Genomic DNA, 25,931 nt, shown 5'->3' with positions numbered 1-25,931 from the left:
TTGTTGATTATGGTTATTACTTCTTAAAAAAGTACATCACGGATATTTACATCACGGTCAAACTGAGCTTTTGCAAATGGACATAATGGTAAGATTTTCACATTATTGTCCCTTGCATACTCAACAGCTTTGTCAAGTAAGACAGAACCTATTCCTTTACCTTTTTCCTCAGGATCAACTTCTGTATGGTCAATAATTATTTTTCCAGGCCCAGCCTTTGAATAAGTCATTTCTCCGATTTTTTTTCCATCCTCCTCAGCAAAAAAACCGCCTTTGTTACCAGATTCTTCGTGTTTCACTAACATATTAATCTTTATTTTATCTTTAATCCTTCAATTATTTTATCCTCAATTTCCGCCTTTAAAGGCACAACCTGATCTACTAAATCATTTGGAACAGTCATTGACAAAACATAATGTTTTATGACCCATTTTCCATTTTTCTTTTCCAAAACTCCAGATCCCCGGCAGATTTTCATCTGTGTATTTAACAATTCATCTATCCATGCTGTTTTACCATCCACAGAAAAAATTACATTTCTTTCCAAACTAGTGAAATTCCAAGCTTTCCCTTTATCAAAATGAGGCTTTGCATAAGCCATAAATTCCTGCTTATTCCACCTTTCAGTTGCATCTGTTCCGATAAAAATGGAAGAGTCATCCATGAAATTAAAATATTCTTCAAAATTTGCATCCCCCGCAGCACGGTGCCATAAATCCATCACTTTATTAACATTATCCTTTTCCGATTGACCGAAACTAAATTGTATCATCAATAAAGAAATTATAATAAAATTAAAAATTTTCATAAACGAGTTTTTCTTAAATATAGCTTTAATTGTTAATATGAAAACATTTATCTATTGTTAGGTTTAAACAATTCTTATAAATGACCATCTATAAACAATGTTCTGGTTACCGCCAAAAAAGACCTTATGTAAACGCTGAATTGGTATCGAGATAAGAATAAACTATTAAATCTTTAGATTGGGATTAAGATTTTCTAAAATGCTTCATATTCTTAGTCACATTAACGGTTGTCCAATCAATATGTTTTGAATATTCCTCTGAGCGAATAGGACAATTCTCAACCTTACAATAATGACAACATTCGGGCATACATGGATCGGCATGAATAAAGAATTCGGTTTTAGAATCTAAGTTGGTATTTAAAACCTGATCAAAATCTGAAATGCTGTCATGTACTTTATTTAAGCTATAATAATTTGGAAGTGTAAGGTGACAGTCGATATGTAATTCCTGTCCGTATCTTTGCACCCTTAAATTATGTACATCTATCCATTCTGGTTTTCTGTTTTTGTTTAATATGGAAACAACTTCTTCAATCACCTCAGAATCAGATTCATCCATAAGACCAGAGATTGATTTCCTCAATAATTTATAACCATTGTAAAGGATAAAGGTTCCTAAAACAAAAGATAGTGCTAAATCAATCCATGCTAAGCCAGTAAGTTTCATGATTAACAATCCAGCAATTAAACCAATAGAGCTGTAAGCATCAACTTGTAAATGTTTACCATCAGCTTCGATGGTTAATGAACGTAAGGCCTTCCCCCTCTTCATTAAATAAAATCCAACAGCAAAATTAATCAAGGAAGTTGCTAATATTAAATACATCCCTTCTTCAACATTATTAATAGGCTGTGGAGAAAATATTGAATAGATAGATTTAATAAGAATTATACTGCCGGCAATAAAAATCATACCTCCTTCAACAAACACCGAAAAGAACTCAACTTTTCCATGTCCATACGGATGATTTTCATCTTTGGGTTGGGCAGCCAAATAAATGCTGTAATAGGCAAATCCAGAAGCGACTATATTCACAATACTTTCAGCAGCATCAGAAAATATGGCGTTTGATTCTGTAATAAAATAAGCAATAAATTTGATTAGCATAAGTACGATTCCCGTAACTAACGATAATAAAACCAATCTCATCTGCCTATTCATATCTAATAATTTTGAATTGCAAAAATAAATAAATTAAACCTTAGAAAATTTCCAATTACTTTAAATTTCCTCATTTTTTTGACGACCTAAATTCTGAGCAATGATGGTAACCACAAAAATTTGAAAAGCATGATAAACCATCAAAGGAAGGATAAACAATCCTAAATTAGGATTGTTAGCAAACAAGAATTTAGAGAACACACTACCGTGGGTCAATGACTTTTTAGAACCACAAAAAATGGCTGTGATACGATCTTCCCTATTGAATTTTAACACATACCTAACAAGGAGTAGGATAATCAAATAAACAGTAAAGAATAATACGATAACACCTATAAATAAAGCTATTAGATAAGTACTACCAATCGTACTGAATATATTATTCATAAAAGATTCAGAAAAACTACTGTAAACAATCAGTAGAACAACTCCTTTATCAAAATTGGACAATGTCTTCATGTATTTATGAGCCCATTTTCCCCAATAAGGTTGTAGAATTAATCCGAGGATTACGGGTAGTATTACTTCAAATAAAAGACCTAAATATAAATCAGCAAATACATTAACATTTGATACCTCTAAGAAAAAGTGCATTAATAATGGAGTTACGGCCACTCCTATCAGGCCAGAAATTGAGGCATTAAATATTGCAGCAGGAACATTGCCACGAGCAATGGATACCATGACGACTGAAGATGTCACCGTTGAAGGTAGAGCTGCTAGAAAATAAAATGATAACCAAAATTGTTCTTGTGTTTCTGTATGCACAAAAGGCTTGAATAACAAGACTAAAAGAGGAAAAAGAGTAAAAGTGAATAATTGAATGGATAGATGGAGCTTCCAATTTTTCATTCCCTCCTTAATCTCAGTAAAGCTAAGCTTCAATCCATAGAAAAAGAACACTAAAGCAACACCAACACTTATTAGGGTATTTAAGAATTTACCATTGTTAAATCCAGCAACATCTGGAAAAATAAAGGCAAGAAAAATCATAAATATCAAGGCTATGATAAACCCGTCAAATTTTAACTTCATCTGATATCTCAATTTGCGATACAAAGCTATCATTAATTTAACAAAGACCTATTCCAGGCTCTTTATTTAAAATGTATCATTTTTATAGATATTTTATTACATTTTTCTCATCAATAATAAATTGTATATAATATATTTGCAATATCATGAGTACAAAATCCATATTATCCGATAGAATCAATAATCTATCCGAATCAGCAACGTTAAAGATGACTAAATTAGGTCGCGAACTCGCGGCTAAAGGCATCAATGTAATTAGTTTAAGTGTAGGTGAACCCGATTTCAATACGCCTGAGCATGTAAAAGATGCTGCGAAAAGGGCATTGGATGAAAATTGGACCCGTTACTCACCGGTTTCAGGCTATCCTGAACTTCGTCAAGCGATTGTTAACAAGTTGAAAAATGAAAATGGCCTAGATTATGATATCTCGAACATTGTCGTATCTACTGGTGCAAAACAATCTCTATCAAATGTCTTACTAACCTTAGTAAATCCAGGTGATGAAGTAATCATCCCAACTCCTTATTGGGTTTCATATTCTGAAATGGTAGTTTTGGCTGAAGGTAAATCGGTATTTATTGACACGACCATTGAATCTGATTTCAAAATCACCCCTGAACAATTAGAAGCTGCGATTACTCCAAAATCAAAAGTTTTCATGTTCTCTTCTCCTTGTAATCCTACAGGATCTGTTTACTCTAAGGAGGAATTAGAAGGATTAGTAAGGGTGTTTGAAAAGCATCCTGATATCTATATTATTTCTGATGAGATCTATGAACATATTAACTTTGTAGACCAACATGAATCTATCGCTCAGTTCCCATCAATTAAAGATCGCGTTATAATAATCAACGGGTTTTCAAAAGCATTTGCAATGACAGGATGGCGTTTGGGATATATTGCGGCAAATAAAGAAATCGCTGCAGCAAATGAAAAAATGCAGGGTCAAACGACTTCTGGAACATGTTCAATCTCGCAGCGTGCGGGGATTATTGCCTATGAACAAGGATTAGAATCTGTTTTAGAAATGAAAGAAGCGTTTGCTCGTCGCCGTCAATTGGTTTATGATTTGCTGAATGATATTCCAGGAGTAAAAACAAACCTTCCTGACGGAGCTTTCTATTTCTTTCCAGAAATTAGCTCTTTCTTTGGTAAAAAAGATCCAGATGGAAATGTGATAAACAACTCTGCTGACCTCGCTTTATATTTATTAAATTTTGGTCATGTGGCAACTGTTGGTGGTGATTCATTTGGAAACAACAACTATATTAGACTTTCCTATGCTGCTTCAGATGAAAACCTTATTGAGGCCTTAAAAAGAATAAAGGAAGCATTAGGTAAATTGAAATAGGATATAAAAAGATATTTCATCCATAAACCGACCAAGACAATTCTTAGGTCGGTTTTTTTATAGAACAAAAAAAGCCCAATCATTTCTGACTGAGCCTTACTCATAATAAACAAATGTCCAAAGTGGTTAGAAAATAAATAAGGAATAATAGATTAATTTTGATATTAAAAAACCAATTATCACCCCTGTTGTTATCGAGATTAATATTTTTGCCCAAAGAGGCATTTTAACAATAAAATTCAATGTCTTTTTTTTTAATAATTTTTGCAGGCGCAAAGATGAGAATTTTAGATAAAAGAATGGCAAAAAGCAATAATTCATAAAGGAATATTGTAGCTAGAAAACTACAATATTCCTTAAAACCCTGAATGTCAATCAGGGAAATTATGTTAATATTTTTTTTACTTGTGATTAATTAATTGTTCAGAATAAATGTAGCTGTTAAGAACCAAAGGCTTACATAAAAAAATAGTCAACCTTTTTTAGTATAATTAAATAGAATTATCTATCTTTGCACTTCCGTTAACATACCTACGGAGTAAAATTAATAAACATAATTATTTACAAAATGCAACAGTACGAATCTGTAATCATTCTTACCCCGTTGCTTTCAGAAGATGCTGCGAAAGAAGCAATCGCAAAGTTCACAGACATCTTAAAAGAAGGCGGAGCCGAAATTATCGCTGAAGATAATTGGGGTTTGAGAAAATTAGCGTATCCAATCCAGAAAAAAACAACTGGATTTTATCACTTAACTGAATTCAAGGCTCCAGGTGATTTAATTAAAAAATTAGAGGTTGAATACAAACGTGATGAGCGTGTGATGCGTTTCTTAACCATCTCATTAGACAAGCATGCAGTTGCTTACAATGAGAAAAAACGTAGCGGTGCATTCAACAAGAAAGTTGAAACTAAAACTGAGGAGGTAGCAAACTAATGGCAAACGAAAACATCCAATACGTAACTGCCCCTAAAGTAGAGGACAACCGTAAGAAATACTGTCGTTTCAAAAAGAACGGTATTAAATACATCGACTACAAAGACGCTAACTTCCTTTTGAAGTTCGTAAATGATCAAGGTAAAATCTTACCTCGTCGATTAACTGGAACATCATTGAAATTTCAACGTAAAGTTGCTCAAGCCGTGAAACGTGCTCGTATCATCGGATTAATGCCTTACGTAACTGATTCATTAAAATAAGGAGGAAACGACAATGGAAGTTATATTAAAACAAGATGTAAAACACCTTGGTGAAAAGGACGATATCGTAGTAGTAAAACCAGGTTTCGGCCGTAACTACTTAATTCCTCAAGGATTTGCAATCATGGCTACGCCATCTGCAAAGAAAGTTTTAGCTGAGAACATTAAACAAGCTCAGTTCAAACAAGAAAAAATTAAGAAAGATGCTTCTGAATTAGCAAGCAAATTAGAGTCAGTAAAATTAACTATTGGCACTAAAGCTGGTGAGTCAGGCAAGATCTTCGGAAAAGTTAACAGTATTCAAATCGCTGATGCTCTTAAAGCTCAAGGTTATGATGTTGACCGCCGTCGTATCACTTTCGAAACTGAACCTAAGCAATTAGGTGAGTACATTGCTAACTTGAACTTACACAAGGAAGTTAAAGTACAAATCCCTTTCGAAGTTGTTGCTGAATAAGCTTTAATCGATAAAAAAATAGAGAGGCCGAATTCAAATGAATTCGGCCTCTTTATTTTATTTTTAGTTAGGAAAATATACATCGTATCGATGTCCCGGAATATTACTCCTACCCTTTTTATGATTTTTATATTTTTTCTTCTGTTGACCTGGAGCATATCTTTTCGCAGATTTACCTCCATACTTTTTCTTGGCTTGACCTGGAGGCATCCCATGCGGATGATGGTGATGTGTGTAACATGACGAAACACTGAATGCCATAAAGGCAATTAATATTAATCCTAATAATCTTTTCATAAATAATGTCTGTTGTCCTAAACAATAGACCAAATTCTAAGCCAAACGTTTAAATTTTGACTAAAACAAAACAACCTGTTTGTTTAAACATTAATAATCAATATTTTATCAATTTACCAATAGCTGATATAAACTATTTAATTCTGAATCGACTAAAATAAATTCTCCTGTTAGATTTATTTCATTTTCACTGATTGCTTTTCCCCTTACTTCCCCAGATTCAAGTGCCTCAAATTTTGGAATCCAGTTTAAATATTTGCCTGTTGAGGTTGACTTACGATAATTCATGGATAATACATAATCAGAAGGTTTCAGATTAAGATCATGATCTTTCTTTGTTCCTGTGAACAAATTAATCATACCTTGTTTATATTCCTTAGAGAATTTGTAAAACATCTTATCTGGCAGATATCCGACGAGATGGGGAGATGCCATGATGTTAAATGCTAAGTCAGGAACTTCAATCTTCTGAATCTCTTTCTTCTCAACCATATTGAAATTATCATCATAGTCATAGGTTATAATGGTATCGGTCTCCATGACATAACCATCATCCAATCGGATGGAAACAAAATTACCTACATATTTGTAAACACTATCAACCGGTAGTTTTAACTTTTCTAATTGATCCTGCCTATCTTTTAAAAGTAAAGATAGGTCTGAATTAAAAGCAAAACTCAATACTTGATTATTTTGATCTTCTATTTCATTTGCTGTTGTTGGGAATTTAAATAATTGGGATTTTATATAGGCTTCCATATTAATACTTCCTTTCTTAAAGTCTACTTTGGCCCAATTTTTCATTTGATCTGAATAACTCACTTTAGAATCCGAAATCTTGGAAATCCCAGCAACCATAGACTTGGCTAAAATCCAATCACTTTGGTTAGATCCAATTAATTCCTTCATTAAATTGAACTGAGGATCAGGTCCAAAAGAAATAATCATTTTACCATTGCCCATCATTGCTCCAAGTGATTTTTTAACAAATATTCTTTGGGACGTATCGCTATCTTCAAAAATTGAATCTTTCAAATCAAGTTTATTTTTCAAGAAATCATCAATGTTTTTTTCATTGCTGATATCTAAAATCGAATACCATGTTGTTGATGTGTCACTTAAGCTAAAAAGATATAAATCAGCTGGAATTTTGACTCCTAAATCCAAGATATTTTTTTGATTAAAAACTCGAGTACTATCTTTTTTTCTAGAATAATATTCAGAATAATTCGATATTGAATTTTTGAAAAGGTCTATTGCCAAATTATCAATTTTTATTCGAATGACAGAATATGAGTTTTTTGGAATTTTAATTTCATCTGATTTTAAGGACCGGTAATATTTAAAACCAAAAAGACTTATAGCCAATATGGCTATAAGTCCTATAATAACTAAGAGTATTCTCTTTATCCAAAGCATGGGTTAGTCTTTTAATGACTTACTTATATTATCAAGAGTATGGATTATGAAATCAAGTGCATTTTCATTCCCACTTGGAAAATCTATTCCTGCTTCATAATTAAATTTATTTCCCTTCATACCATTGCTGATCATATAAATATCACCATATTGTGCTAAATTTTTTACCTCAGCCTCCATTGAACGATGGACAGGAAGATCCAAATCATCCACTAAGCCTGGAATCTTCTTTGTATTGAAAACTAATGCGAATTTGTTCTTTTTGGCGATTGAACTATATCGATTACCAGAAGAAACTTTATATTCATTAGATTTTATTTTTTGAATTTGATCAAGGTCATTTCCTAGAAAAACTATTCCCTCTTTTATTAGAATATATGGCGCAAACTCATCGATTTTACCATTCTTAATTTCATAAATCCCTTCGTGATTTATTAAGTTCCCTTCAGTTTCGAGTATTGCAAATATCTTTTCAAAGATTCTGGTGTCATCTGAAGAAAACATCCATAAGTAGTTCGGAATTTTCTCCATTTTAGTCTTTTCAATTTCTTGATAATTGTAATCCTCATCATACTCATAATCAATGTATTTTACTTCTTTTTGAGATACACCGTTTAACACAAGTAGATTATCACCTTTAAACACTTTTGCAACTGCTTTTTCGTCAACGATTACATCAAAAGCGGTAGTGAAAAGATCAATAATTTTTCCAACTTTAACATCCATACCACCATATACACGCTGAACAATAGCTGGCATATGCTTCAAATAAGCTTCAGTGCTTACATTAAATGAACCAAAAGCCAAGGCATCATCATTGATAAATTTTAAGAATTTAGGATTCATTTTTTTGGAATACATTTCCTTGTAATATCTAGTCATTTCCTTATCAAATGACATATCACCAACCAGTTTCATCCTATTTCCATCAACAATGACAGAACTGTTTATTGATTCATAACCATAATCCATCGATGGTCTACCTAAAGTGCCATAAATCAAATCTGTTGGATAATAATACATCAATAACTGATCAAATTTTCCCATTTCCATACGCATCAATTCATTGTCTTTCATTGATACAATAGATTTGGACTTATAAGATTTAAACTTCCCATCAATTATGTCATTCATGAAGGAATTGACATGATCATTTACGAAAATATTCACGATAGAATCGTTATGTCGATTTACTTCAGCATATTTATCATAATAATCATCTTGATATTCCTCTCGTTCTAAAGTTGAATCTACAGATGAAAAATCATCACCCCTCCTAATTGTCGGAGGAGGAATATTGACGATTTCACCTTCAACCTCCTGCTCAAATTCCTCTGCACTTTCAATTGTCACAATTTCTTCCTCAATTTGTTTTGCAGAATCTATTGATGTTTCAATTTGATTGTAATCTTCTCCTGCCCAATCTAAAGTATCTGGAACTGCGATTGCAGCTTCGTCTGCCCAAGCATATTCTGGTAATGCCAATAATCCATACTTCTCCTTGATTTCATCCTTAGAAAAATAATTATTCATTTCGGCAGCACCTAAAATATAGATGGTCTGTTGATCCCAGCTAACCCTTACTCTTTTATCATCAGAATAAATAGTATTTAAACCATTTACAACCTTGATTTCCGAATCTTCTGGTAAGATCGATTCAAATTGCTCTTTACTTTTTAATGGTATCAAGGCTCCAATATATTGAATACTGTCATTGACATTGAAATGTATATATGATTTTGCCTGAAAATCAATTCCAAAATCTTCAATATTTTCAGTTTTAAAATTTACATTTTCCTCACCTAATTCCTTAAAAAGACCTGCTCTTTTAAAAATATCGTTTAACTGACTTAATTTAGCATGCTTAAAAAAGCCTTTACCATTTAATGCCACCACAAATTTGGAGTCCTCAGGAATCTTTGATAATAAATCTTGAGAATATGCCTTTCCTCCAAGACTAACCGCCAATAATGCTATGGCAAGTTTCAAGTTATTCATATATGTATAATTAGATTTTTATTATTTAAGAATGATCGTGTTGCCTAATTTAGCTTGACCACTTACTAAATTTGGGATCGGTACCTTGATCATTACAGCTTGCTTATTTCCTGAAATCTTCCCTAAAGAATTATCCTGCTTACTGACAGTATTTTGAAACCTATAAATACTTGTATAAAATGCCTGATCAAATGATTTTTGATTTTCTGGTTTCAGTTTATTGAATTCTTTGATAGCTTCAGGGTTATGTTTATAATTTCTAATAAATGTTTTTGTACTTGAATTATAACTATAATTAGAATAAGTATTAAGCTTAGTTTTAAAGTGTTTAGCTAATGTTTCAGTATATAAATTTAATGCATTGACATTTTGAAAATCACAAGAAACACTTGCAATGTAATTTGTAAAATCCAGCTTATAATCAACATTACTTATTCCTTTGGTATTTTTCAAAATCTGAACTATCGTAGCCATCTCTTTTCTAATTTCCGCTTGAGAAGGAATATTAAAACCATCAATTTTATCAAGTTTCATTAGCGATGACACCTTCGTTCTACTTTTACTCAAATTCAATGTTCCGGTGATAGAACCGCTTCCATTTGTCTTCATATTGATTTCTTCAACAACATCAAAACAAGAACTTAATGAACATAATGTAATTAACATGAACACCGAAAAAATCACTTTCTTAATCATTATCAACATATTATAAAACCTATACTTCCACTTTATTCAGTTTTTGAAGTTATTAACAAAAAACTGATGAATAGTCACTGATTTCAGTGATTTTTTAAACATAATAAATATACTTTCTATTTTAAGAGTTAGCTGTGCCAAAATTATATAATAAAACTAAAGAAATATACCTATTTCGACATTCGTAGATAAATTGTGGTTGCGATGCTCTAATATGTGCACAGTAATCAATCAAAACTCTTAAAATATTATTCATAAAAAAGGTCCGCCAAATAGCGGACCCTTGTTATTTCTGAATTTGAAATGGAGTTAATAAATCATATGAAATTTAATTCCATTCTATACCCATTTTATTTAATAATCATATTTTTCAACAGATTTGATTTGATTATTTCCTTCTGTAAAAACTAAAGTTGGTTGATAGGATTCAGCCTCTTCTGGGGTTAAATTAACAAACGACAAGATATGGACAGTATCGCCAACCTTAGCATGCAATGCTGCACCACCATTCATACAAACCTCACCACTTCCTCTTTTTCCTGGTAACACATAAGTCATAATTCTACTGCCATTAATTGCATTATTAATGTAAACCTGCTCATATTTAACAATTCCTGCAGCATCTAATAGGTCTGCATCAATAGTTATAGATCCATTATATTCCACATTCGCTTCGGTTACTTTTACAGTATGAATTTTTGCTTTTAAAATTTTTAATTCCATTTTATTATTATATTTTTTAGATAGATTTTTTATAATTTAAGTTATTAATATTTAATGTTTTAAATATTATTTCTTTATTATTCTGTTTAACAACATGCTGGTTTTGATGAACTTGATAACTGAATTTAAAATCATTCAATTTATTAAATGATTCATCAGAATAGGATATTACTGAGTAATCAATTTCACCTTGATGATTATATCTAGTAATTTCTGCTTCTTCATTGAAACAATCTATAGAAAACCAACAACCTTCCCCCAATCCACCTAACCATTGTGCATTTTCAGGCAAATTTTTCGGCCTGTTTGGTTCATCTATAAATCCTAAAAATAAATCATCAGGTAATTGATGAGATTTTGATTTAAAAAAATTCGGATGCAATAAATTTATTTGAAACTTTAATGAATCCCACCTACCCATCTTCCACTTTTCAAGCTTGGAATCTTTAAAACAATACACCTCATTTTCCTCATTTGCATTAACAACATTGCTTGTTGGACTAGCTTTTAGGCTTTCTGGAAAGAGAATCTTATTAATCCTTTTATCACTTTTTTGAAGAGAATTAACTAAAATTTGAGCAACATATCTAGAACAACTATTATTATTGGGAGCCAAAGCACCATATAAAATTGGACCTTTCTCAACTATTTCTTCAGCAAACTCTACAGCTTTGTAAAATGAAATACCTCGACAAATTGAGCATAACAATCTACCTCCGCCATGAGTAGCAAACTCCTTGATTTGAAGTTCTTTTAAAATTTCTTCAAAATTTTGAAGTGAATTATCCTCATTGAATTTTGCCTTTGTTTCTAATTCTAGTCTAGGATCAAACATACTAGACCTGGCTCTACCAAATCCACGTGGTGATATATACCTTCCAAAATCAAAATATCTCAGATTTCCAGTCTTTCTTTCAATTAAAACAATCGCAGCATGACCAACCTTAAAATTAAGATTCTTCACAACTCCTAACTTCTTTAATATGGCCATCCATAATTCATCACCTCTTGCTGTTTGATCTGGCCATGCAATTGGAATTGCTATGTCATTATATTGATGCATTATAATTTCCTTTTAATTCAGTAATTGGAGCAAAATCTTTATATAACTTATTAATATATCGACTACCATGATCCGGAAAGAATAAAACAACTACATCGGATTCTTTTAATTCCATTTCTTCAACATATCGATCAAGAGTTGCTAATACAGCTGCACTTGAAAATCCTAATAAGTCTTGTCTTTCTGCTCTAAATAAATGGGCCATTGCTATGGTATCATCCTTGCTGATTTGAAAAATTTTATCAACACATTTACGGTCAAATGCCCCAGGTATAAATGTTCTGCCTATCCCCTCAATCGAATCAAAATTAATTTCTGTATCCGGAATATTTTTACCAGCCATATAAAGTTCATAAACTGAATTATTTGGCTCAACACCCCATATTTTAACATTCGGATTCTGCTCCTTTAAATAACGCCCTAATCCTGAAATCGTGCCGCCTGTTCCCACACCAACTATAACATGGGTAACTTTCCCTGCCGTTTGTTTCCATATTTCAGGGCCAGTAGTCTTATAATTTGCTTTGATGTTATTTGAATTATAGTATTGATTGGTAAAGTAGGTATTGGGATGATTTGAGCTATAGTTTTGGGCTAAATATTGAGTCGAATTAAAAACATGCAAACCATTTGAATTATCACATCGTTCTATTTCAGCGCCATATTTCTTCAATAATTTAATCTTTTCTTCGGAACAGCTTGAGGAAACAAAAATCCTAGATTTATAACCTAACTCACTAGCTATAAGAGCAATACTAATCCCAGTATTCCCACTACTTGCCTCAACAAATGTGCCTCCATCTACTATTTTATTTTTATTAATAGCATCTTCCAGCATAAACCATGCTGCCCGATCTTTTGAAGATTTGCCCGGATTATAAAACTCTTCCTTAACCAATATATTTGCCTTATATTTTTTAGACAAATATTCATCTTTCCGCAATGGAGTATTCCCAATAAATTCCTTTATCAATAGTTCTAAATATTATAATACTGTTTATCGTTTTATTTAAAACGTTTTTCAACAAAAATTATTCTATATGTTATAACACTTCAAAAGCGTTTAAAGTTTAAATCTCAGGCAGATATCCAATTAGGTAATCGGAAAAAGTTATATTTTTTTAAATAATATTGTATTTTGCCTTAAAAATAAGATAATATGCAATACAATTGACCTGTAAAATAATATATAACCTTTACATATTATAGCGATCGAATGTATAAATTGCATTACAATAATTAATTTTTAGTTTTGTCCAAAGACATCATTTATGAAACCTAAAACAATAATCATTTCAGTGCTCCTTGCCTTATTAGTTATCATTTTGTTTAACAACAAAGAAGAAGCATCGTTTTGGCTATTTGGAGATATCAGGACATCAAAATTACTTATTCTAGGGATTTTTTTTCTTTTGGGAGTAATTGTTGGCGGAATCTTGTTTAGAAGAAAACCAAAACATCCAAAAGAATACGGAGTATCAAACAGCTACCAAACAACTGATGAAGATGCTGAATTTTTAAAAAATGAGGATGATCTTACAGATGAAGATCGAGAATATATCCGTAGAGATTAAAAATAAGTCAGTCGTTTTTATCGACTGACTTATTTATTTGTGTTGATTTATTTTTTTTCATTCTTCCTGATTTCTGAAGCCCTTGGTGAATTAAGAATTCAATTTGACCATTTACACTTCTGAATTCATCCTGTGCCCAGTTTTCCAATAGTTTAAAGGTTTCTTCATCAATCCTTATCACAAAACTCTTTTTCATAAATATTCTCTTACTATGGAATTAACCCTTAACTATAAAGGGTTCCTGTATTTACAATTGGTTGTGCCGCTTTTTCTCCACATAAGACAACCATGAGGTTACTTACCATTGCAGCTTTTCTTTCGTCATCAAGTTCTACAATATTTTGTTCGGATAACCTTTGAAGTGCCATATCAACCATACCTACCGCCCCTTCAACAATTTTAGATCTTGCCGCAACAATTGCTGATGCTTGTTGACGTTGAAGCATTGCGCCTGCAATTTCTGGAGCATATGCCAAATGCGTTATCCTTGCCTCTTCAACCACAACACCTGCCTTTGCCAATCTTTCAGATAATTCACTTACCAATATTTTATTGACATCCTCACCCCCGTCTCTTAAAGTTAAATCTGCATTTTCATCTTCAAAACTATCGTATGCAAAACTTACAGCTAAATGTCTGACCGCAGCTTCACTCTGTACTCTTACATAATCCATATAACTTTGAACTTCATAAGCCGCTCTATAAGTATCTCCGATTTTCCACACGATGACAGCAGCAATCTCAATTGGATTACCTAATTTGTCATTCACCTTTAAAGTCTGGCCTTGTAAATTCTCAGACCTCAAACTAATCTTTTGAGCAGTATATAATGGGTTGATGAAAAACAGTCCATTGGCTTTTATAGTGCCTACATATTTTCCAAATAAATTTAACACCCGTGAATGATTCGGATTTACTATAATTAACCCTTTTACAATCACTATAAAAACAACAAAAGAAATAACTGATAAAATAATGAATGTCAGATTATTAGTTGTTGCTATCCCAATAAAAGAATAAACAAATCCAATAATACTAAAAAGCAGGATAACCAAGGCCAAATAACCGGATGTAGGTTTAATAATCTTTTCCATAATTAGTAAGTTAAAATGATATTATTTTGATATCATAAATATATGAATATTCTAATATAATTTCCAAATTAAAAATAATATGGTATGCATTGACAATTAACCAATTTGGATTAGTTAGACAATATTATGGATACAAGAATTAGCTTATAAAAGAAATTGTCAAATAAATAAAGGGAATTTATTTAAGACTAATGCGGAAAAAGAGGAATATCCAGAAAAAATGAATTATTGGAAGAAATAAAAATAATGGCAGCTAAAAAACATGAATCATTTTAAATAAACAATTCTAATTCGGCTTTATGCACGCCATCTGGTGTCGTATAGAATGGCCTACCCTCAACAATTGCATGTTTTTGTGGATCGATTCCAAGTGCATGATAAATTGATTGATGAATCCTTTCCACTCGAATTGGTTTTTCAATTGTTTTACATGGTCGTTCATCGGAGGTTTTTCCATAAACAGATCCTTTTTTAATTCCTCCACCAAACATTAAAACCGAACAGCCATCAGTAAAATGCCTATGCATACCATAATTCTTGATGTCATTAATTACATCTGGTTGATCAACTTGGTGTAATACTTCCGCTCCTGGACGACCTTCCATAACCATATCTCTACTAAACTCGCTAGCCAGAATAATTAAAGTACGATCTAAATGACCACTTTTATCAAGATCTTTTATCAATTGAGCGATTGGAGCATCAATCAATTTTTTCATATCCTTAGCACGTGTATGTCCATTTTCATGCGTATCCCACCCCATAAAAGGCTCATATTCCGAGGTAACACTGATAAATCTTGCTCCTTGTTCAACTAACCTTTTTGCCATTAAACATCCCAAACCAAACTTGCCAGTATTGTAGATTGAATAGCTCTCTTTTGGTTCTTCCGTTAAATCGAATGCCTTTGCCTCTGGGGATTTCAATAATGCATAAGCCTGCTCCATCGAACGTTTAAATGATTCCTTTTGATAGTCACTCCCATATTCTCCAATGGGATTATTATTCAATAGTTCAGAATAAAGCTGATTTCGTCTTTCAAAACGACTAAATGACATCCCTGGAGGAGGTTTCACGGCATCAAGGCCTGAAGATGGATCTGGAATCATAAATGGTCCAAATTCGCTACCCAAAAAACCAGCAGTGTGAAATGCTTTTAATTCTTCGGCCTCACCAACGGTCATCCTCTGCCCAATATTAATAAAGGCTGGAATAACAGGATTCTTGGGCCCTAATTCCTGAGCAATCCATGAACCAATATGTGGAGCTGCAACTGTTTGAGGTGGTTCATAACAGGTGTGCCAGTGATATTGGTGGCGGGAATGGAGAATATGTCCTAAATCTGCTGCTACATATGATCTAATCAATGTCCCTTTATCCATCAGGCCAGCAATTGATTCAAGCCCTTCTGAAAAATTTATCCCATCTAAAACAGTAGGTATAGATTTGAAAGTACTTAACACTTTATTAGAATCAAGCCCTTTTTCAAATGGAGTATAAAGCTTTGGGTCAAAGGTTTCAGTATGTGCCATTCCTCCTGCCATCCATAATAAAATCACTGTATCGGCAGTTGATTGAACACTCCCCTTACATGAAGCTAAAAAACCGGATAATGGAGCTCCAGCTGCCAACGCAGAAAGAGTTCCCAAACTAGCTGTTTTTAAAAAATCTCTTCTATTAAAAGTACTTTTCATCTTCATCCTTATTAATCATAATAAATAACAGAAATCATGCTGCTACTGAACTTTTATTCTATGAACTGAAACTCAGGTAACAATACTATTGCCCACAATAGTTCTTGAACCGAACCTTCCTCAACTTTATTCCCTATTATTTTTTTTGCTATTGAAAATTCCTTTTCAGTAGGCTTACGATTAAGGCTCTGATTATAGATCGCATGAATTAATGGGTCAGGTTGAGCATATTTTATTACCCAATTCTTCGCTCCATGGATTAATGTTTCATTTAGCTTAGTGCCATTGGTCAATTCCATTGCCTGCAAAAGCGTTGCTTGTCCATCCCTTACACTTGTGATATTCTCACGACTAGGTCTTCCCAAGGCTGTCAAAAATGGATCATTTTGAACAAGAGAAGCACGAACCATATTTCCAGAATCCTTAAAAGCTTTTACATCAGCAAAAGGATTATATTTCAGATCATTCTCAGAATATACAGGATAAACCAACAAACTTAAAGCATCTGCAAATTGTTCTGCCGTCAACTTCCTTTTCAATTGACCAGTAAATAAAAAATCTTCCGAATTTATTTTCAATGGGTCTTTAATGGTAACTGAAGAAAGCTGGTAGGTTTTTGAAGTAGTAATTAAATAGAGTAATTTCTTGATATCATATCCCTCTTCCACAAAGTTTACAGCCATCCAGTCCAAAAGATCCTGATTCCAAGGTTTTCGGTCCATTTCATCAGTAGGTGCAACAATCCCCCTACCCATTAGCTGAGCCCAAATTCTATTAACAAGAGTGCGATAGAGCCTACCATTCTCAGGTTGGGTAAGGATTTCTGAAAGTTGTTTAGACCGCTCTTTAACCGTGCCTTTTTTGGATATTTCGCCAAGTTCCGGCCATAAAACCCGAGTATCTGCCATCTTCCCAGTAGGAATATCACAACGATTTATTTCCAAAGTTTCCTCTGAGAAAATATTCGCAAATGCATAAGCATCATCTAGTTTCCAATCACTCACAAAACTATCGTGGCAGGAAGCGCATTTTAAGTTTACTCCCAACATGGCCTGAGATACATTTTGTGCAGCTTGCATAGCGGTAGTTTGGCTACTGTTTACAGCTCCACGCCAGGCAATTCCTTTAATAAATCCTTTCGACTCTTCTGTAGGATCTAATAATTCCATGGCAAATTGTTTATAAGGCTTATTGGAAGCTAATGATTTATATAACCATTCAGAAATATTAAATCTACCACCTGTAATATATCCTGTTCCTGTATAATCATTCCTTAATAGGTCATTCCAAAAGGTTGACCAATGTGTGGCATAATCATCATTTCTAGCAAGCAATTGTTCTACTATTTTGGACCGCTTATCATTTGACGTTTCAGCTTCAAACCGCTTCATATCTTCTTCTGTAGGCGGCAATCCGATTAAATCAAAATAAATCCTTCTTAAAAAAGTACGGTCATCAATAACCTCCGGCCATTGAATCTTATTTTTGATAAAATAAGAATTTACAATTCTATCGATAGGATTTTCCAACCCGGAAACAGCATTTGGCAATTCTGGTTTCCTAGGCGATAACTCAGCTACCCTAAATATACTTTTAGCCTGATCTGGCCAAGGTGCCCCTTTATCAATCCATAGCTTTATTAATGCAATATCCTTTTCTCCTAAAGGCTTGCCTTTACCTGGCATCGCATCTTTATGCCCTGCCGGAAGGGTAATCCTTCTATACATTTCACTATGCTCGGAATCACCCGCTTTAACTACCACACCAGATTCTCCACCCTTAAATAGCAGTTCCTTGTCATCTAATCTCAATTTCCCCTCAGTTTTATCACTACTATGGCATTGAAAACAATGATGGGCAAGAATGGCTCGAACAGAAAGATTCAGGTCTACTTGCTGCTCGATACTTAAACTATCTGTGCTATTCGAATATGATGCAAAATCAAAATTAGCTGATGACAAAGCTGCATCAATTGCTCCTTCATCTGATTTTGGAGCCCACGGTGTTACGCTTAACAAATAATCTTGTCCATGCGTTAATGAACCTCCAAAATGACCTGCAATAAAAACAGATAAAACTGTAATAAATAATGCCCCTCTATAAAGGCCAATTAAACCATTTCTATTTTTATTGATAATAAGGCTTAGTAAAATTCCGGTAATCAATGAAAGTATTGCTGTGGATATCCCTGACCATTGATGCCATTCAAAATTATCACCAGCATATTCACCCGTATTTGCAAGCATTAGGCCCAAAACAGCTGCAACCACAGCACTTATACTACCTATTGCCACAAGCCAATTAATACCTGCACGTAACTTAGAATGAAAATTCCCAATTTTTGCAAGCTCCATAAATCCTGCAATAACCAATAATGCTATTGGAAAATGAACCATCAGGGGATGAATTCTTCCTAAAAACTCAAAAAGCCACCATGGTTGAACTGCCTCAACTGGAACTTCAGCTGATTCGTTCAAGACCTCTTGTGCATAAATATGCATTCTAGAAAGGATACTAAATAATATTAGTATAAAATACTTGAATAGATTAGAAATATTTATCCGATTCGGTTTACACATGATTAGCCCTAGATTTAAGTGATCGGCTATTACTAAAGTTAACTATTTAAATATTAACTCCATCCTGCACTTTCATGTATAATATGAAATCCTATTATTTTGTGACAAAATAGGATTAATGTATAAGGAATATTTTGAATTAATTATTTAGAAGGATGTGGATAGAAAACAAATCTTGAATTTTTAAAAGAAATAGAATTCATTTGGTAAGTCGGCACACCCATATATATACTTACCAATCCATGACCTTGAATTAAGGAATCCTTTTTTTGTAGAAGTACATAGGGAACTCGCTTATAATGCCTTGCTCCATAAGGACGATATAAATAGCTTCCAAGCAAGGTATCCCCTGCGACCTTACCTTCAATCTCACCAGAGTCCAAAACATTCCCTGGTTTAGAAACAATCATTTTCCCGAAAAATGTATCACCATAAATTGAAAGATTCAAAAATGCAGTATCCCTTTTAGAAATTGCAATATAATCCTTAGCAATTTTATTTGAAGAAGAACCACAGGATAAATTTACTAGGCATATTAAAAAAAAGATAATAAGAGTAATTATTCGATTTAAAATCATGCTGAAAAGATGTTTTAGGAAAATGGTGTATTTATTTATGAAAGTTTTAAATCGAGTCTGTAGATAGTAGTAATCTCGCAACTTTCGTCGCTGTCCTCACACAATATGAATGAAATCTTTTGGGGTTGTATTTCTAATACTGAAATTCCCTCGAATTTTTGATCTTTCGAAATTCTTTGATAATAATCAATTTCCATTGTATTCAAATTGAGGACTCCTAATATTGTCCCGGCAATTACTCCGTCGTCATAAGTTGATAGTCCCTCTTCTGCAGTTGCGATGAAATATAGTGAATTATCTATTACAGAAGCACCTGAAAATCCAAAAAACAATCCATCAATCTCTGGGAGGCTGATTTCAAAACTAGTGACCTTGAAGTCGTTGACTAGATCATCTCCAACTACCTTGAAAATTACATTACGTCCACCAGGACCATTTCCACGGTTCAAGAAAAGCCAGCTATTTTCATAAACCGCTACGCCTTCGATATTAAAATCAGAAGACTTAATATTAGCTGAACTCTTCATGGCCATGTACAAATTTCTCATGTCAAGCTCGGTAATATTCCAATCATTTTTGGTAAATGAAAATCCTCTTTCCCTCGATGTAGTTGATCCAGATCCAAAAGTATAGATCTTTTCATTATTAAGAACCATAGTTTCCAGATCAAGCTTTTGTGGTTTTTCAACGTGTTCCATCTGCGGACTATTTAATAGTATGTGCCTATTAAGCTGCTGGTTATAAATCTGATAATTATAAAGGTAATTGCTATTGTCTGATATGAGGTATATTTGACCCTCTGAAAATTCTACCCCAGACGCTGAACTGATTCCAGGGATACTTAAATGTTCCTTTAAATAAAATTCTTTCATAATTAAACCTGAGACATTTACGAATGATTACTTATCTAAGATATGCTATTTCGCAGATATGACCTTAAATTCTGAAATTAATTTTACCTATCAGAATTTCATTTTTATTATAAAATAAATAAACAAATCCATCGTTTTTAGATTTATCCCAATCCTTTTGAAACTGATCCCTGTTATACTAAAAAGGTCTAACTACTAAACTAAAAAAAATAGTTCGAACCCGGGTTCTCATCCGCGGGCACAAAAAAAGCCCAATCGAAAGATTGAGCTTTTATTTGTGATCCCGCTGGGATTCGAACCCAGGACCCATACATTAAAAGTGTATTGCTCTACCAGCTGAGCTACGGAATCGTTGTTCTCTTAACAAGAACCCTTCGTTGTTTGAAGTGATGCAAAGGTAGGCTTTTTCATATAAATTCCCAATCTAATTGAAGTTTTTTTTCAATAAACAATAAAACTTCCTCATTATAAAAGGTTTATTTTTTATTTATCTCTGAATCCTTATAAAATACAGGATCGAAAACCCATCAATTGGATTTCTTTACTTCATTGTATCCTAAATACAATATTCAAATAATCCCACGCAATTTCTCTACTAATAATTTTAGAAATTCAAGTTTAAATATCACAAACACTTGTTTATCAATCATTTGTTTTAATATGTAGAGACTTTGTATATATGAATTTTAATGACGTATAAACATTGTAGATTAACAAAGGTTGCCTTCTTGAAAAGGATTTTAAACCTTTGAGAAATCAAAAGGAGTTATATGATATTCTTATTTGGAATCCGTAAAAGTCGAATTGGCACTCAAGTTTCAGAGTTGCAATGTCCATATTGTTCAAACCCTAGCTCTCTGGCTTACATCGGATATCAAAATTATTTCCATCTTTTTTGGATTCCCCTATTTCCGCTTTGGAAAGAGATAAGATCAGTGTGTGTGCATTGCAAACAGCAACGGAGATATTCAGAATTTACTCCTGATATGAAATTGGAAGGAATAAGATTAAAAAAAGAAGTGAAAACACCGTTTTACACCTATGCTTTAATTTCTATCCTATTTGTATTCTTTTTAATAAGCATTATAGTCCATTCATTTAAATAAAATAAAACAAATATCATGAACAACAAAACATTATCAATTGTAGCTTATATTACATTTATAGGTTGGTTAATAGCTTATTTTTCAGGTAAAGACCAAGCTGACAACCATTTAAAATACCATTTAAGACAAGCATTTGGTCTATTCGTATTTAGTGTTGTCCTTTCAATTATTTTAAATATCATCATGTATACAACAGGGATCTATTTTATAGGTTACCTAGGATTGATCACACCTATTTTATTAATCTTAGGAATAATCAATGCTTCAAATGGTGTCCAAAAACCTTTACCAATTATTGGAAACTGGGCGGCAAATAACTTCCAATTTATTGGATAATATTATGATTTAAAATTGATTCTACACTACTATTCTATTATAGATGAAAAAACATATTTATTATGCTTCAGGCCTTTTAGCTATGGGATTATTGTTCAGTTGCAATAGTTCTGAAAAAGGCAAATCTGACAGCAATAGTTCAAGCATTTTCAGTAAAAAAGATGATAAGAAGGAAGCAAACGAAATAATTGCTTTTAATAACCTTATTGTAAAAGCTGATAATAATCAAAGTTCCAATATAAAGGCATTTACAGACAATTTCGAGCGATTAGACGAATATATTAAAAGTAGAATATCTAATCCGGATGGATTTAATACAATTGCACCTATAATGGTAACACCACCATCTATAAATAATATGGATCGAATTGTTTATCCAGATGGATTTTCAAAAGAATATAAGCCTTTAATAGATCAAATGAACGAAAGTTTTGAAGCTCTAAAAGCCCTAAATAAAGATATTGATGTCTACAAATCAGCTGAAGATTGGAAAGAGGATAATGGGAAGAAAATGGTGGAATTCAGAGACAAGGCAATGCAAGAAATTAAAAAGAATCGGGATGCCTCCAATCAAATCTTTGATAAATTAACACCAGTCGTGGAAAAAGCTGAAGAAACAACATTAGACGGAAGTCCGATAAAAAATCAGTTCCTAAGATCAAAGAAATTATTAAATGAGGTTGAAAGAACTAATTCATTAGCATTTGAAACTCAAGATATTTCTCAACTAAAAACTGAATTTCAAAAGAAATATAATGAAATAGAAAAGTTATATAATGAGAACAAAGGAGATACTATTCCAAAGGAATATAAAAATAGAGAGAGAAGCTTTGGTTCCTTTAATGATTCAGTAAATGATTTCCTAGGAAAAATGCGTGTGGTATTACGTGAATTAGAAGCCGGAACAAACTTATCCGAATCAGCATTAACAACTTTAGATAACTCAGCTCAAGATGTATTGAGAAGTTATAATAGTTTCGTTGATTAGGTCAATACCTTATAAAACAGAATTTTAGTTTCCTAAAATTTACAAGGATTAGATTTAAAATTGTATAGTATAGTTTATTAAGTGGTAAAACCCCAATAGTCTAGGCTAGAGGGGTTTTCTTATTATTCAAAAATTTAAATAAAAATCGTATCGTTTACAATTTGGATTTCCTCCTGGGTTATTGTATGACCCATATTTTTATATATCCGTTCATCAACCTTTGCACCCATTTCCTGCATTAATGATGTGCTTTCTTGAACTCTTGAGACTGGAACATGAAAGTCTGGATCACTCGTTCCAATAAAAACAGGAGTTCCTTCAAAATTCCCGGAGTAGTTTTCATTATATAATTTATCACCAATTAATCCTCCGGTGAATGCAATAATGCCTCCAAATCTTTTTGCATTTCTTGTACTATACTCTAAAGCTAAACAAGCACCTTGAGAAAATCCTAATAAAAATATATTCTCATTTAATACACCTTTCTCATTTGCAATTTTTACGGCTTCCGAAATTATTTCAATGGCCCTAGTTAATTGGGGTTCATTTGTTGAAATAGGTGCTATAAAAGAATTGGGATACCATGTGTTTTGATCAGCTTCGGGACCTAACAATAAGTAATCTTTAACATTTAAATATTCTGAAAGCCCCATGATATCCTGTGCTGAACCTCCCCGACCATGGATCATTATCAATGCATTTTGTGGATTCTCTAAATTACCACCTTGATATATCTTTGTATTCATGCTGTATCAATTTTAAATTTTTATCAAATATGAACTAAGCAATAATTGACATTCCAAACCTTGGAGACTATGTTAACTTTGGCAAAACCTTTTCAATTGCACTCCTTTGTCCTTCATATTGTTTAGGTAATTTTAAGCTTGAACCTAATTCTAATAATGGTTCATCTACATCAAAGCCAGGATTTTCAGTAGCAATTTCAAATAAAACACCTCCTGGTTCACGGAAATACAAAGAATGAAAATAATCCCTGTCGATCTGTGGAGTTACCTGTAATCCAGAACTCATGATTTTCTCGCGCAATTCCATTTGGTCCTCATCATTCTTTACTCGAAATGCAATGTGATGGTTGGTTCCTGCAGTATTAATTCCCCGAGATGAATTTTCATCAATTAGAATATCGATAATGTTGGCTGTATCTATATTCTCATTGATAAACCTAAACCGATTACCTTCCTGGCCAACATGTTTATAATCTAACAATTCAGTCAGAACTTTCGCTGTTGGATCTAACTCACGTAAAGTCAATGTACTATTGTGAAAACCCTTAGTCGCATGATCTTTAGAGACTTCATTAGTAGACCATCCTGTTCTTTCATCATTGCCTTTTGATAAGACTAAAGATAAGTTTAAACCATCTGGGTCTAGAAATGGATAATAAATCTCACCAAATCGCTCAACGGACTCTCCAGTTAGAACGTTATTTTGTCCAAATCTGTCCATCCAAAAATCAATACTATCTTTTGGAATTGAATAAGCAATTTCAGTAGCCATACCAGCCCCATTCCTACCCTTGCCAATTCCTTCCCATGGAAAAAAAGTTAATATAGTTCCAGCATTTCCTTTCTCATCACCATAATAGAAATGATATGTCCCAGGATCATCAAAATTCACGGTTTTTTTAACCATTCTTAATCCTAAAACTCTTGTGTAGAAATCAAAATTCCTTTGGGCTAAATTTGCTATAGCAGTAATATGATGAAGCCCTAATACTTTATTGTTCATTTTATTTTCCTTTCAGTTTTATTGTTGTCTTTATCTTTAAATATTTGTTATACAAAGATGACTAATATCTGATGCCATTTCATTGATGTATGATAAGAAGTATTAACCTCATTAAGTAACTAATGTTACACATATATAATAAGTGTTATTCTATATTTACACGATTTTTTATTAAACGTCATAAATACATATTATGAATTGTGCTAATAATGAATTCAACCCTACATCTATGAGAATTGGTCAATTCAAACAATTGATGAATTTCAAATAGAATTCTACCTATTTTAAAACAAAAATGGTCAACTTACGATTGACCATTTTTTGTTATATTATTATGGAAAAATTATTATCCAAACCTAAATTGAACTTGTCGTTCAGATTGAAATTTTGATCCCCATTCTTTTGGGCTGTATCCAAAATGTTTCTGAAAATTTCGAATGAAGTGAGAACTTGAGCTAAACCCAACCATGCTAGAAATTTCGTACACTTTGTAGGAACCATTATTTAATAATTGTGTAGCCCTCTTTAAACGAAGATTATTGATTAATTCATTTGGAGAAAGATTCGAGGTCATCTTGATTTTTCTATACAGTGTCGGGCGACTCACATTTAATTTATCTGCTAAAAACTCTACACATAAAGAGGTGTTATCAATATGATCGATAATTAATTGTTGTATTTTATCCATAAAATCCTCTTCAATTGTGGGAGGATTTATAGTTCCAGCATTATCATTACTTGAATAATGCTCCTTTAAAAACATTCTATTTTTTATTAAACTGCGAATTTGAGCTTGTAAAAATGAGGGTGAAAAAGGTTTTTCAATATATGCATCAGCTCCATATTCCAATCCTTCAATTTTGGCTTGTAAACTATTTTTAGCAGTCAAAATAATAAATGGAATATGCTGGCAATTCGGATTTTTTTTAATAATTGAACAAAGTTCAAATCCATCCATTTTCGGCATCATCACATCCGAAACGATTAGATCAATATGCTGCCTTAATAATACTTCAATAGCTAAATGTCCATTATGGGCTTGAACGATATCATAATCGTCGCATAGATCATCAGTTAAAAAATCTAGAATCTCTTGATGATCATCCACTAACAAGATTATCTTCCGGACATCAGCTTCAATAGGCATT

At 32.7% G+C, this 25,931-nt stretch carries 27 protein-coding genes and 1 tRNA gene; 7 read left to right on the top strand and 21 right to left on the bottom strand.

Annotated features, from left to right (window positions below):
• Positions 1 to 23: 23 nt before the first annotated feature.
• The 4 genes from E0Y80_RS15600 to E0Y80_RS15585 all read right to left on the bottom strand — a co-directional run bounded on the left by E0Y80_RS15600 (position 24) and on the right by E0Y80_RS15585 (position 3,008).
• Complete coding sequence (locus E0Y80_RS15600; RefSeq protein WP_156308598.1) at positions 24 to 305, bottom strand: GNAT family N-acetyltransferase; 282 nt, start codon at positions 303 to 305, stop codon at positions 24 to 26.
• An 8-nt stretch (positions 306 to 313) separates the two neighbouring features.
• A complete protein-coding gene (locus E0Y80_RS15595; RefSeq protein WP_197091625.1) occupies positions 314 to 772 on the bottom strand; it encodes a nuclear transport factor 2 family protein in 459 nt (152 codons plus the stop codon).
• Positions 773 to 992: 220 nt separating this feature from the next.
• Positions 993 to 1,973, bottom strand: coding sequence for a cation diffusion facilitator family transporter (locus E0Y80_RS15590; protein WP_156308596.1), 981 nt, complete (start codon positions 1,971 to 1,973; stop codon positions 993 to 995).
• Positions 1,974 to 2,033: 60 nt separating this feature from the next.
• Entirely contained in the window at positions 2,034 to 3,008 is a 975-nt protein-coding gene (locus E0Y80_RS15585) for a bile acid:sodium symporter family protein (RefSeq protein ID WP_156308595.1), read from the bottom strand.
• Between the two features lie 146 nt (positions 3,009 to 3,154).
• Between E0Y80_RS15585 and E0Y80_RS15580 the strand changes: the two genes are divergently transcribed.
• From E0Y80_RS15580 to rplI, 4 genes are all read left to right on the top strand, one after another.
• A complete protein-coding gene (locus tag E0Y80_RS15580) occupies positions 3,155 to 4,360 on the top strand; it encodes a pyridoxal phosphate-dependent aminotransferase (RefSeq protein WP_231596071.1) in 1,206 nt (401 codons plus the stop codon).
• Positions 4,361 to 4,928: 568 nt separating this feature from the next.
• Positions 4,929 to 5,297 (top strand): 30S ribosomal protein S6, encoded by a 369-nt coding sequence (rpsF, locus tag E0Y80_RS15575; RefSeq protein WP_156308594.1) that lies wholly within the window; start codon positions 4,929 to 4,931, stop codon positions 5,295 to 5,297.
• Positions 5,297 to 5,560 carry a 30S ribosomal protein S18 gene (rpsR, locus tag E0Y80_RS15570; protein WP_093096199.1) on the top strand — a complete coding sequence of 88 codons (264 nt, stop codon included), beginning with the start codon at positions 5,297 to 5,299 and terminating at the stop codon, positions 5,558 to 5,560. Before rpsF ends, rpsR begins: the two co-directional genes overlap by 1 nt.
• Positions 5,561 to 5,573: 13 nt before the next feature.
• Complete coding sequence (gene rplI, locus E0Y80_RS15565; RefSeq protein ID WP_156308593.1) at positions 5,574 to 6,017, top strand: 50S ribosomal protein L9; 444 nt, start codon at positions 5,574 to 5,576, stop codon at positions 6,015 to 6,017.
• A 63-nt stretch (positions 6,018 to 6,080) separates the two neighbouring features.
• Here the strand turns inward: rplI and E0Y80_RS15560 are convergent, their stop codons facing one another.
• From E0Y80_RS15560 to E0Y80_RS15530, 7 genes are all read right to left on the bottom strand, one after another.
• Complete coding sequence (locus tag E0Y80_RS15560; protein WP_156308592.1) at positions 6,081 to 6,314, bottom strand: quinol oxidase subunit 4; 234 nt, start codon at positions 6,312 to 6,314, stop codon at positions 6,081 to 6,083.
• Between the two features lie 108 nt (positions 6,315 to 6,422).
• Positions 6,423 to 7,733, bottom strand: coding sequence for a hypothetical protein (locus E0Y80_RS15555; RefSeq protein ID WP_156308591.1), 1,311 nt, complete (start codon positions 7,731 to 7,733; stop codon positions 6,423 to 6,425).
• A gap of 3 nt (positions 7,734 to 7,736) precedes the next feature.
• The gene (locus E0Y80_RS15550; protein WP_156308590.1) at positions 7,737 to 9,731 is read right to left on the bottom strand and encodes a hypothetical protein; all 1,995 of its coding nucleotides are present in this window, start codon (positions 9,729 to 9,731) and stop codon (positions 7,737 to 7,739) included.
• A 21-nt stretch (positions 9,732 to 9,752) separates the two neighbouring features.
• Positions 9,753 to 10,427 carry a hypothetical protein gene (locus tag E0Y80_RS15545; RefSeq protein WP_156308589.1) on the bottom strand — a complete coding sequence of 225 codons (675 nt, stop codon included), beginning with the start codon at positions 10,425 to 10,427 and terminating at the stop codon, positions 9,753 to 9,755.
• A gap of 354 nt (positions 10,428 to 10,781) precedes the next feature.
• Complete coding sequence (gene panD / locus E0Y80_RS15540) at positions 10,782 to 11,150, bottom strand: aspartate 1-decarboxylase (protein ID WP_156308588.1); 369 nt, start codon at positions 11,148 to 11,150, stop codon at positions 10,782 to 10,784.
• Positions 11,151 to 11,166: 16 nt separating this feature from the next.
• The gene (locus tag E0Y80_RS15535; protein WP_317163560.1) at positions 11,167 to 12,213 is read right to left on the bottom strand and encodes a DUF6695 family protein; all 1,047 of its coding nucleotides are present in this window, start codon (positions 12,211 to 12,213) and stop codon (positions 11,167 to 11,169) included.
• On the bottom strand, positions 12,200 to 13,186 hold the full coding sequence (locus tag E0Y80_RS15530; protein ID WP_156308586.1) for a PLP-dependent cysteine synthase family protein: 987 nt from the start codon (positions 13,184 to 13,186) through the stop codon (positions 12,200 to 12,202). The genes E0Y80_RS15535 and E0Y80_RS15530 overlap by 14 nt, the downstream gene beginning before the upstream one ends.
• Positions 13,187 to 13,484: 298 nt before the next feature.
• Here E0Y80_RS15530 and E0Y80_RS15525 point away from each other — a divergent pair, with 298 nt between their 5' ends.
• Positions 13,485 to 13,787: a hypothetical protein gene (locus tag E0Y80_RS15525; RefSeq protein WP_156308585.1), complete on the top strand. Its 303-nt coding sequence runs from the start codon at positions 13,485 to 13,487 to the stop codon at positions 13,785 to 13,787.
• 7 nt (positions 13,788 to 13,794) lie between these two features.
• Here E0Y80_RS15525 and E0Y80_RS15520 read toward each other — a convergent pair whose 3' ends face one another.
• The 7 genes from E0Y80_RS15520 to E0Y80_RS15490 form a co-directional block, all read right to left on the bottom strand.
• Positions 13,795 to 13,983, bottom strand: coding sequence for a type II toxin-antitoxin system antitoxin (locus E0Y80_RS15520; RefSeq protein WP_231596070.1), 189 nt, complete (start codon positions 13,981 to 13,983; stop codon positions 13,795 to 13,797).
• Between the two features lie 28 nt (positions 13,984 to 14,011).
• Positions 14,012 to 14,881, bottom strand: a complete 870-nt coding sequence (locus E0Y80_RS15515) for an SPFH domain-containing protein (protein WP_156308583.1) — start codon at positions 14,879 to 14,881, stop codon at positions 14,012 to 14,014.
• Positions 14,882 to 15,153: 272 nt separating this feature from the next.
• Complete coding sequence (locus E0Y80_RS15510; protein WP_156308582.1) at positions 15,154 to 16,575, bottom strand: DUF1501 domain-containing protein; 1,422 nt, start codon at positions 16,573 to 16,575, stop codon at positions 15,154 to 15,156.
• A gap of 53 nt (positions 16,576 to 16,628) precedes the next feature.
• Positions 16,629 to 19,076, bottom strand: a complete 2,448-nt coding sequence (locus E0Y80_RS15505) for a DUF1549 domain-containing protein (RefSeq protein ID WP_156308581.1) — start codon at positions 19,074 to 19,076, stop codon at positions 16,629 to 16,631.
• Positions 19,077 to 19,297: 221 nt separating this feature from the next.
• Entirely contained in the window at positions 19,298 to 19,732 is a 435-nt protein-coding gene (locus E0Y80_RS15500) for a hypothetical protein (RefSeq protein WP_156308580.1), read from the bottom strand.
• A gap of 35 nt (positions 19,733 to 19,767) precedes the next feature.
• On the bottom strand, positions 19,768 to 20,604 hold the full coding sequence (locus E0Y80_RS15495) for a DUF6929 family protein (RefSeq protein WP_156308579.1): 837 nt from the start codon (positions 20,602 to 20,604) through the stop codon (positions 19,768 to 19,770).
• A 278-nt stretch (positions 20,605 to 20,882) separates the two neighbouring features.
• Positions 20,883 to 20,955 (bottom strand) — tRNA-Lys (locus E0Y80_RS15490).
• Between the two features lie 770 nt (positions 20,956 to 21,725).
• Here E0Y80_RS15490 and E0Y80_RS15480 point away from each other — a divergent pair.
• Both E0Y80_RS15480 and E0Y80_RS15475 read left to right on the top strand, forming a co-directional pair.
• Complete coding sequence (locus tag E0Y80_RS15480) at positions 21,726 to 22,046, top strand: magnetosome magnetite crystal formation protein family (protein WP_156308577.1); 321 nt, start codon at positions 21,726 to 21,728, stop codon at positions 22,044 to 22,046.
• Positions 22,047 to 22,089: 43 nt separating this feature from the next.
• Positions 22,090 to 23,034 carry a DUF3829 domain-containing protein gene (locus E0Y80_RS15475; RefSeq protein WP_156308576.1) on the top strand — a complete coding sequence of 315 codons (945 nt, stop codon included), beginning with the start codon at positions 22,090 to 22,092 and terminating at the stop codon, positions 23,032 to 23,034.
• 134 nt (positions 23,035 to 23,168) lie between these two features.
• On the opposite strand, the gene E0Y80_RS15470 is transcribed toward E0Y80_RS15475, so the two are convergent.
• The 3 genes from E0Y80_RS15470 to E0Y80_RS15460 all read right to left on the bottom strand — a co-directional run bounded on the left by E0Y80_RS15470 (position 23,169) and on the right by E0Y80_RS15460 (position 25,930).
• On the bottom strand, positions 23,169 to 23,780 hold the full coding sequence (locus E0Y80_RS15470) for an alpha/beta hydrolase (protein ID WP_156308575.1): 612 nt from the start codon (positions 23,778 to 23,780) through the stop codon (positions 23,169 to 23,171).
• 67 nt (positions 23,781 to 23,847) lie between these two features.
• Positions 23,848 to 24,783 carry a ring-cleaving dioxygenase gene (locus E0Y80_RS15465; RefSeq protein ID WP_156308574.1) on the bottom strand — a complete coding sequence of 312 codons (936 nt, stop codon included), beginning with the start codon at positions 24,781 to 24,783 and terminating at the stop codon, positions 23,848 to 23,850.
• Positions 24,784 to 25,129: 346 nt separating this feature from the next.
• On the bottom strand, positions 25,130 to 25,930 hold the full coding sequence (locus E0Y80_RS15460; RefSeq protein ID WP_156308573.1) for a response regulator transcription factor: 801 nt from the start codon (positions 25,928 to 25,930) through the stop codon (positions 25,130 to 25,132).
• Between the last annotated feature and the right edge of the window lies 1 nt (position 25,931).

Source organism: Sphingobacterium endophyticum, assembly GCF_009733535.1.
Taxonomy (GTDB): domain Bacteria; phylum Bacteroidota; class Bacteroidia; order Sphingobacteriales; family Sphingobacteriaceae; genus Sphingobacterium; species Sphingobacterium endophyticum.
The sequence above is the reverse complement of the archived record's forward strand: the minus strand, read 5'-3'. Positions and strand labels throughout refer to the sequence as shown.

Coding starts and splice junctions, on each gene's coding strand:
- E0Y80_RS15475 (WP_156308576.1), top strand. CDS start 22,090: ATGAAAAAACATATTTATTATGCTTCAGGCCTTTTAGCTATGGGATTA.
- E0Y80_RS15480 (WP_156308577.1), top strand. CDS start 21,726: ATGAACAACAAAACATTATCAATTGTAGCTTATATTACATTTATAGGT.
- panD (WP_156308588.1), bottom strand. CDS start 11,150: ATGGAATTAAAAATTTTAAAAGCAAAAATTCATACTGTAAAAGTAACC.
- E0Y80_RS15580 (WP_231596071.1), top strand. CDS start 3,155: ATGAGTACAAAATCCATATTATCCGATAGAATCAATAATCTATCCGAA.
- E0Y80_RS15545 (WP_156308589.1), bottom strand. CDS start 10,427: ATGATTAAGAAAGTGATTTTTTCGGTGTTCATGTTAATTACATTATGT.
- rplI (WP_156308593.1), top strand. CDS start 5,574: ATGGAAGTTATATTAAAACAAGATGTAAAACACCTTGGTGAAAAGGAC.
- E0Y80_RS15590 (WP_156308596.1), bottom strand. CDS start 1,973: ATGAATAGGCAGATGAGATTGGTTTTATTATCGTTAGTTACGGGAATC.
- E0Y80_RS15525 (WP_156308585.1), top strand. CDS start 13,485: ATGAAACCTAAAACAATAATCATTTCAGTGCTCCTTGCCTTATTAGTT.
- E0Y80_RS15600 (WP_156308598.1), bottom strand. CDS start 305: ATGTTAGTGAAACACGAAGAATCTGGTAACAAAGGCGGTTTTTTTGCT.
- E0Y80_RS15560 (WP_156308592.1), bottom strand. CDS start 6,314: ATGAAAAGATTATTAGGATTAATATTAATTGCCTTTATGGCATTCAGT.
- E0Y80_RS15470 (WP_156308575.1), bottom strand. CDS start 23,780: ATGAATACAAAGATATATCAAGGTGGTAATTTAGAGAATCCACAAAAT.
- E0Y80_RS15550 (WP_156308590.1), bottom strand. CDS start 9,731: ATGAATAACTTGAAACTTGCCATAGCATTATTGGCGGTTAGTCTTGGA.
- E0Y80_RS15535 (WP_317163560.1), bottom strand. CDS start 12,213: ATGCATCAATATAATGACATAGCAATTCCAATTGCATGGCCAGATCAA.
- E0Y80_RS15515 (WP_156308583.1), bottom strand. CDS start 14,881: ATGGAAAAGATTATTAAACCTACATCCGGTTATTTGGCCTTGGTTATC.
- rpsF (WP_156308594.1), top strand. CDS start 4,929: ATGCAACAGTACGAATCTGTAATCATTCTTACCCCGTTGCTTTCAGAA.
- E0Y80_RS15585 (WP_156308595.1), bottom strand. CDS start 3,008: ATGAAGTTAAAATTTGACGGGTTTATCATAGCCTTGATATTTATGATT.
- E0Y80_RS15505 (WP_156308581.1), bottom strand. CDS start 19,076: ATGCATATTTATGCACAAGAGGTCTTGAACGAATCAGCTGAAGTTCCA.
- E0Y80_RS15495 (WP_156308579.1), bottom strand. CDS start 20,604: ATGAAAGAATTTTATTTAAAGGAACATTTAAGTATCCCTGGAATCAGT.
- E0Y80_RS15460 (WP_156308573.1), bottom strand. CDS start 25,930: ATGCCTATTGAAGCTGATGTCCGGAAGATAATCTTGTTAGTGGATGAT.
- rpsR (WP_093096199.1), top strand. CDS start 5,297: ATGGCAAACGAAAACATCCAATACGTAACTGCCCCTAAAGTAGAGGAC.
- E0Y80_RS15555 (WP_156308591.1), bottom strand. CDS start 7,733: ATGCTTTGGATAAAGAGAATACTCTTAGTTATTATAGGACTTATAGCC.
- E0Y80_RS15520 (WP_231596070.1), bottom strand. CDS start 13,983: ATGAAAAAGAGTTTTGTGATAAGGATTGATGAAGAAACCTTTAAACTA.
- E0Y80_RS15465 (WP_156308574.1), bottom strand. CDS start 24,783: ATGAACAATAAAGTATTAGGGCTTCATCATATTACTGCTATAGCAAAT.
- E0Y80_RS15500 (WP_156308580.1), bottom strand. CDS start 19,732: ATGATTTTAAATCGAATAATTACTCTTATTATCTTTTTTTTAATATGC.
- E0Y80_RS15595 (WP_197091625.1), bottom strand. CDS start 772: ATGATACAATTTAGTTTCGGTCAATCGGAAAAGGATAATGTTAATAAA.
- E0Y80_RS15510 (WP_156308582.1), bottom strand. CDS start 16,575: ATGAAAAGTACTTTTAATAGAAGAGATTTTTTAAAAACAGCTAGTTTG.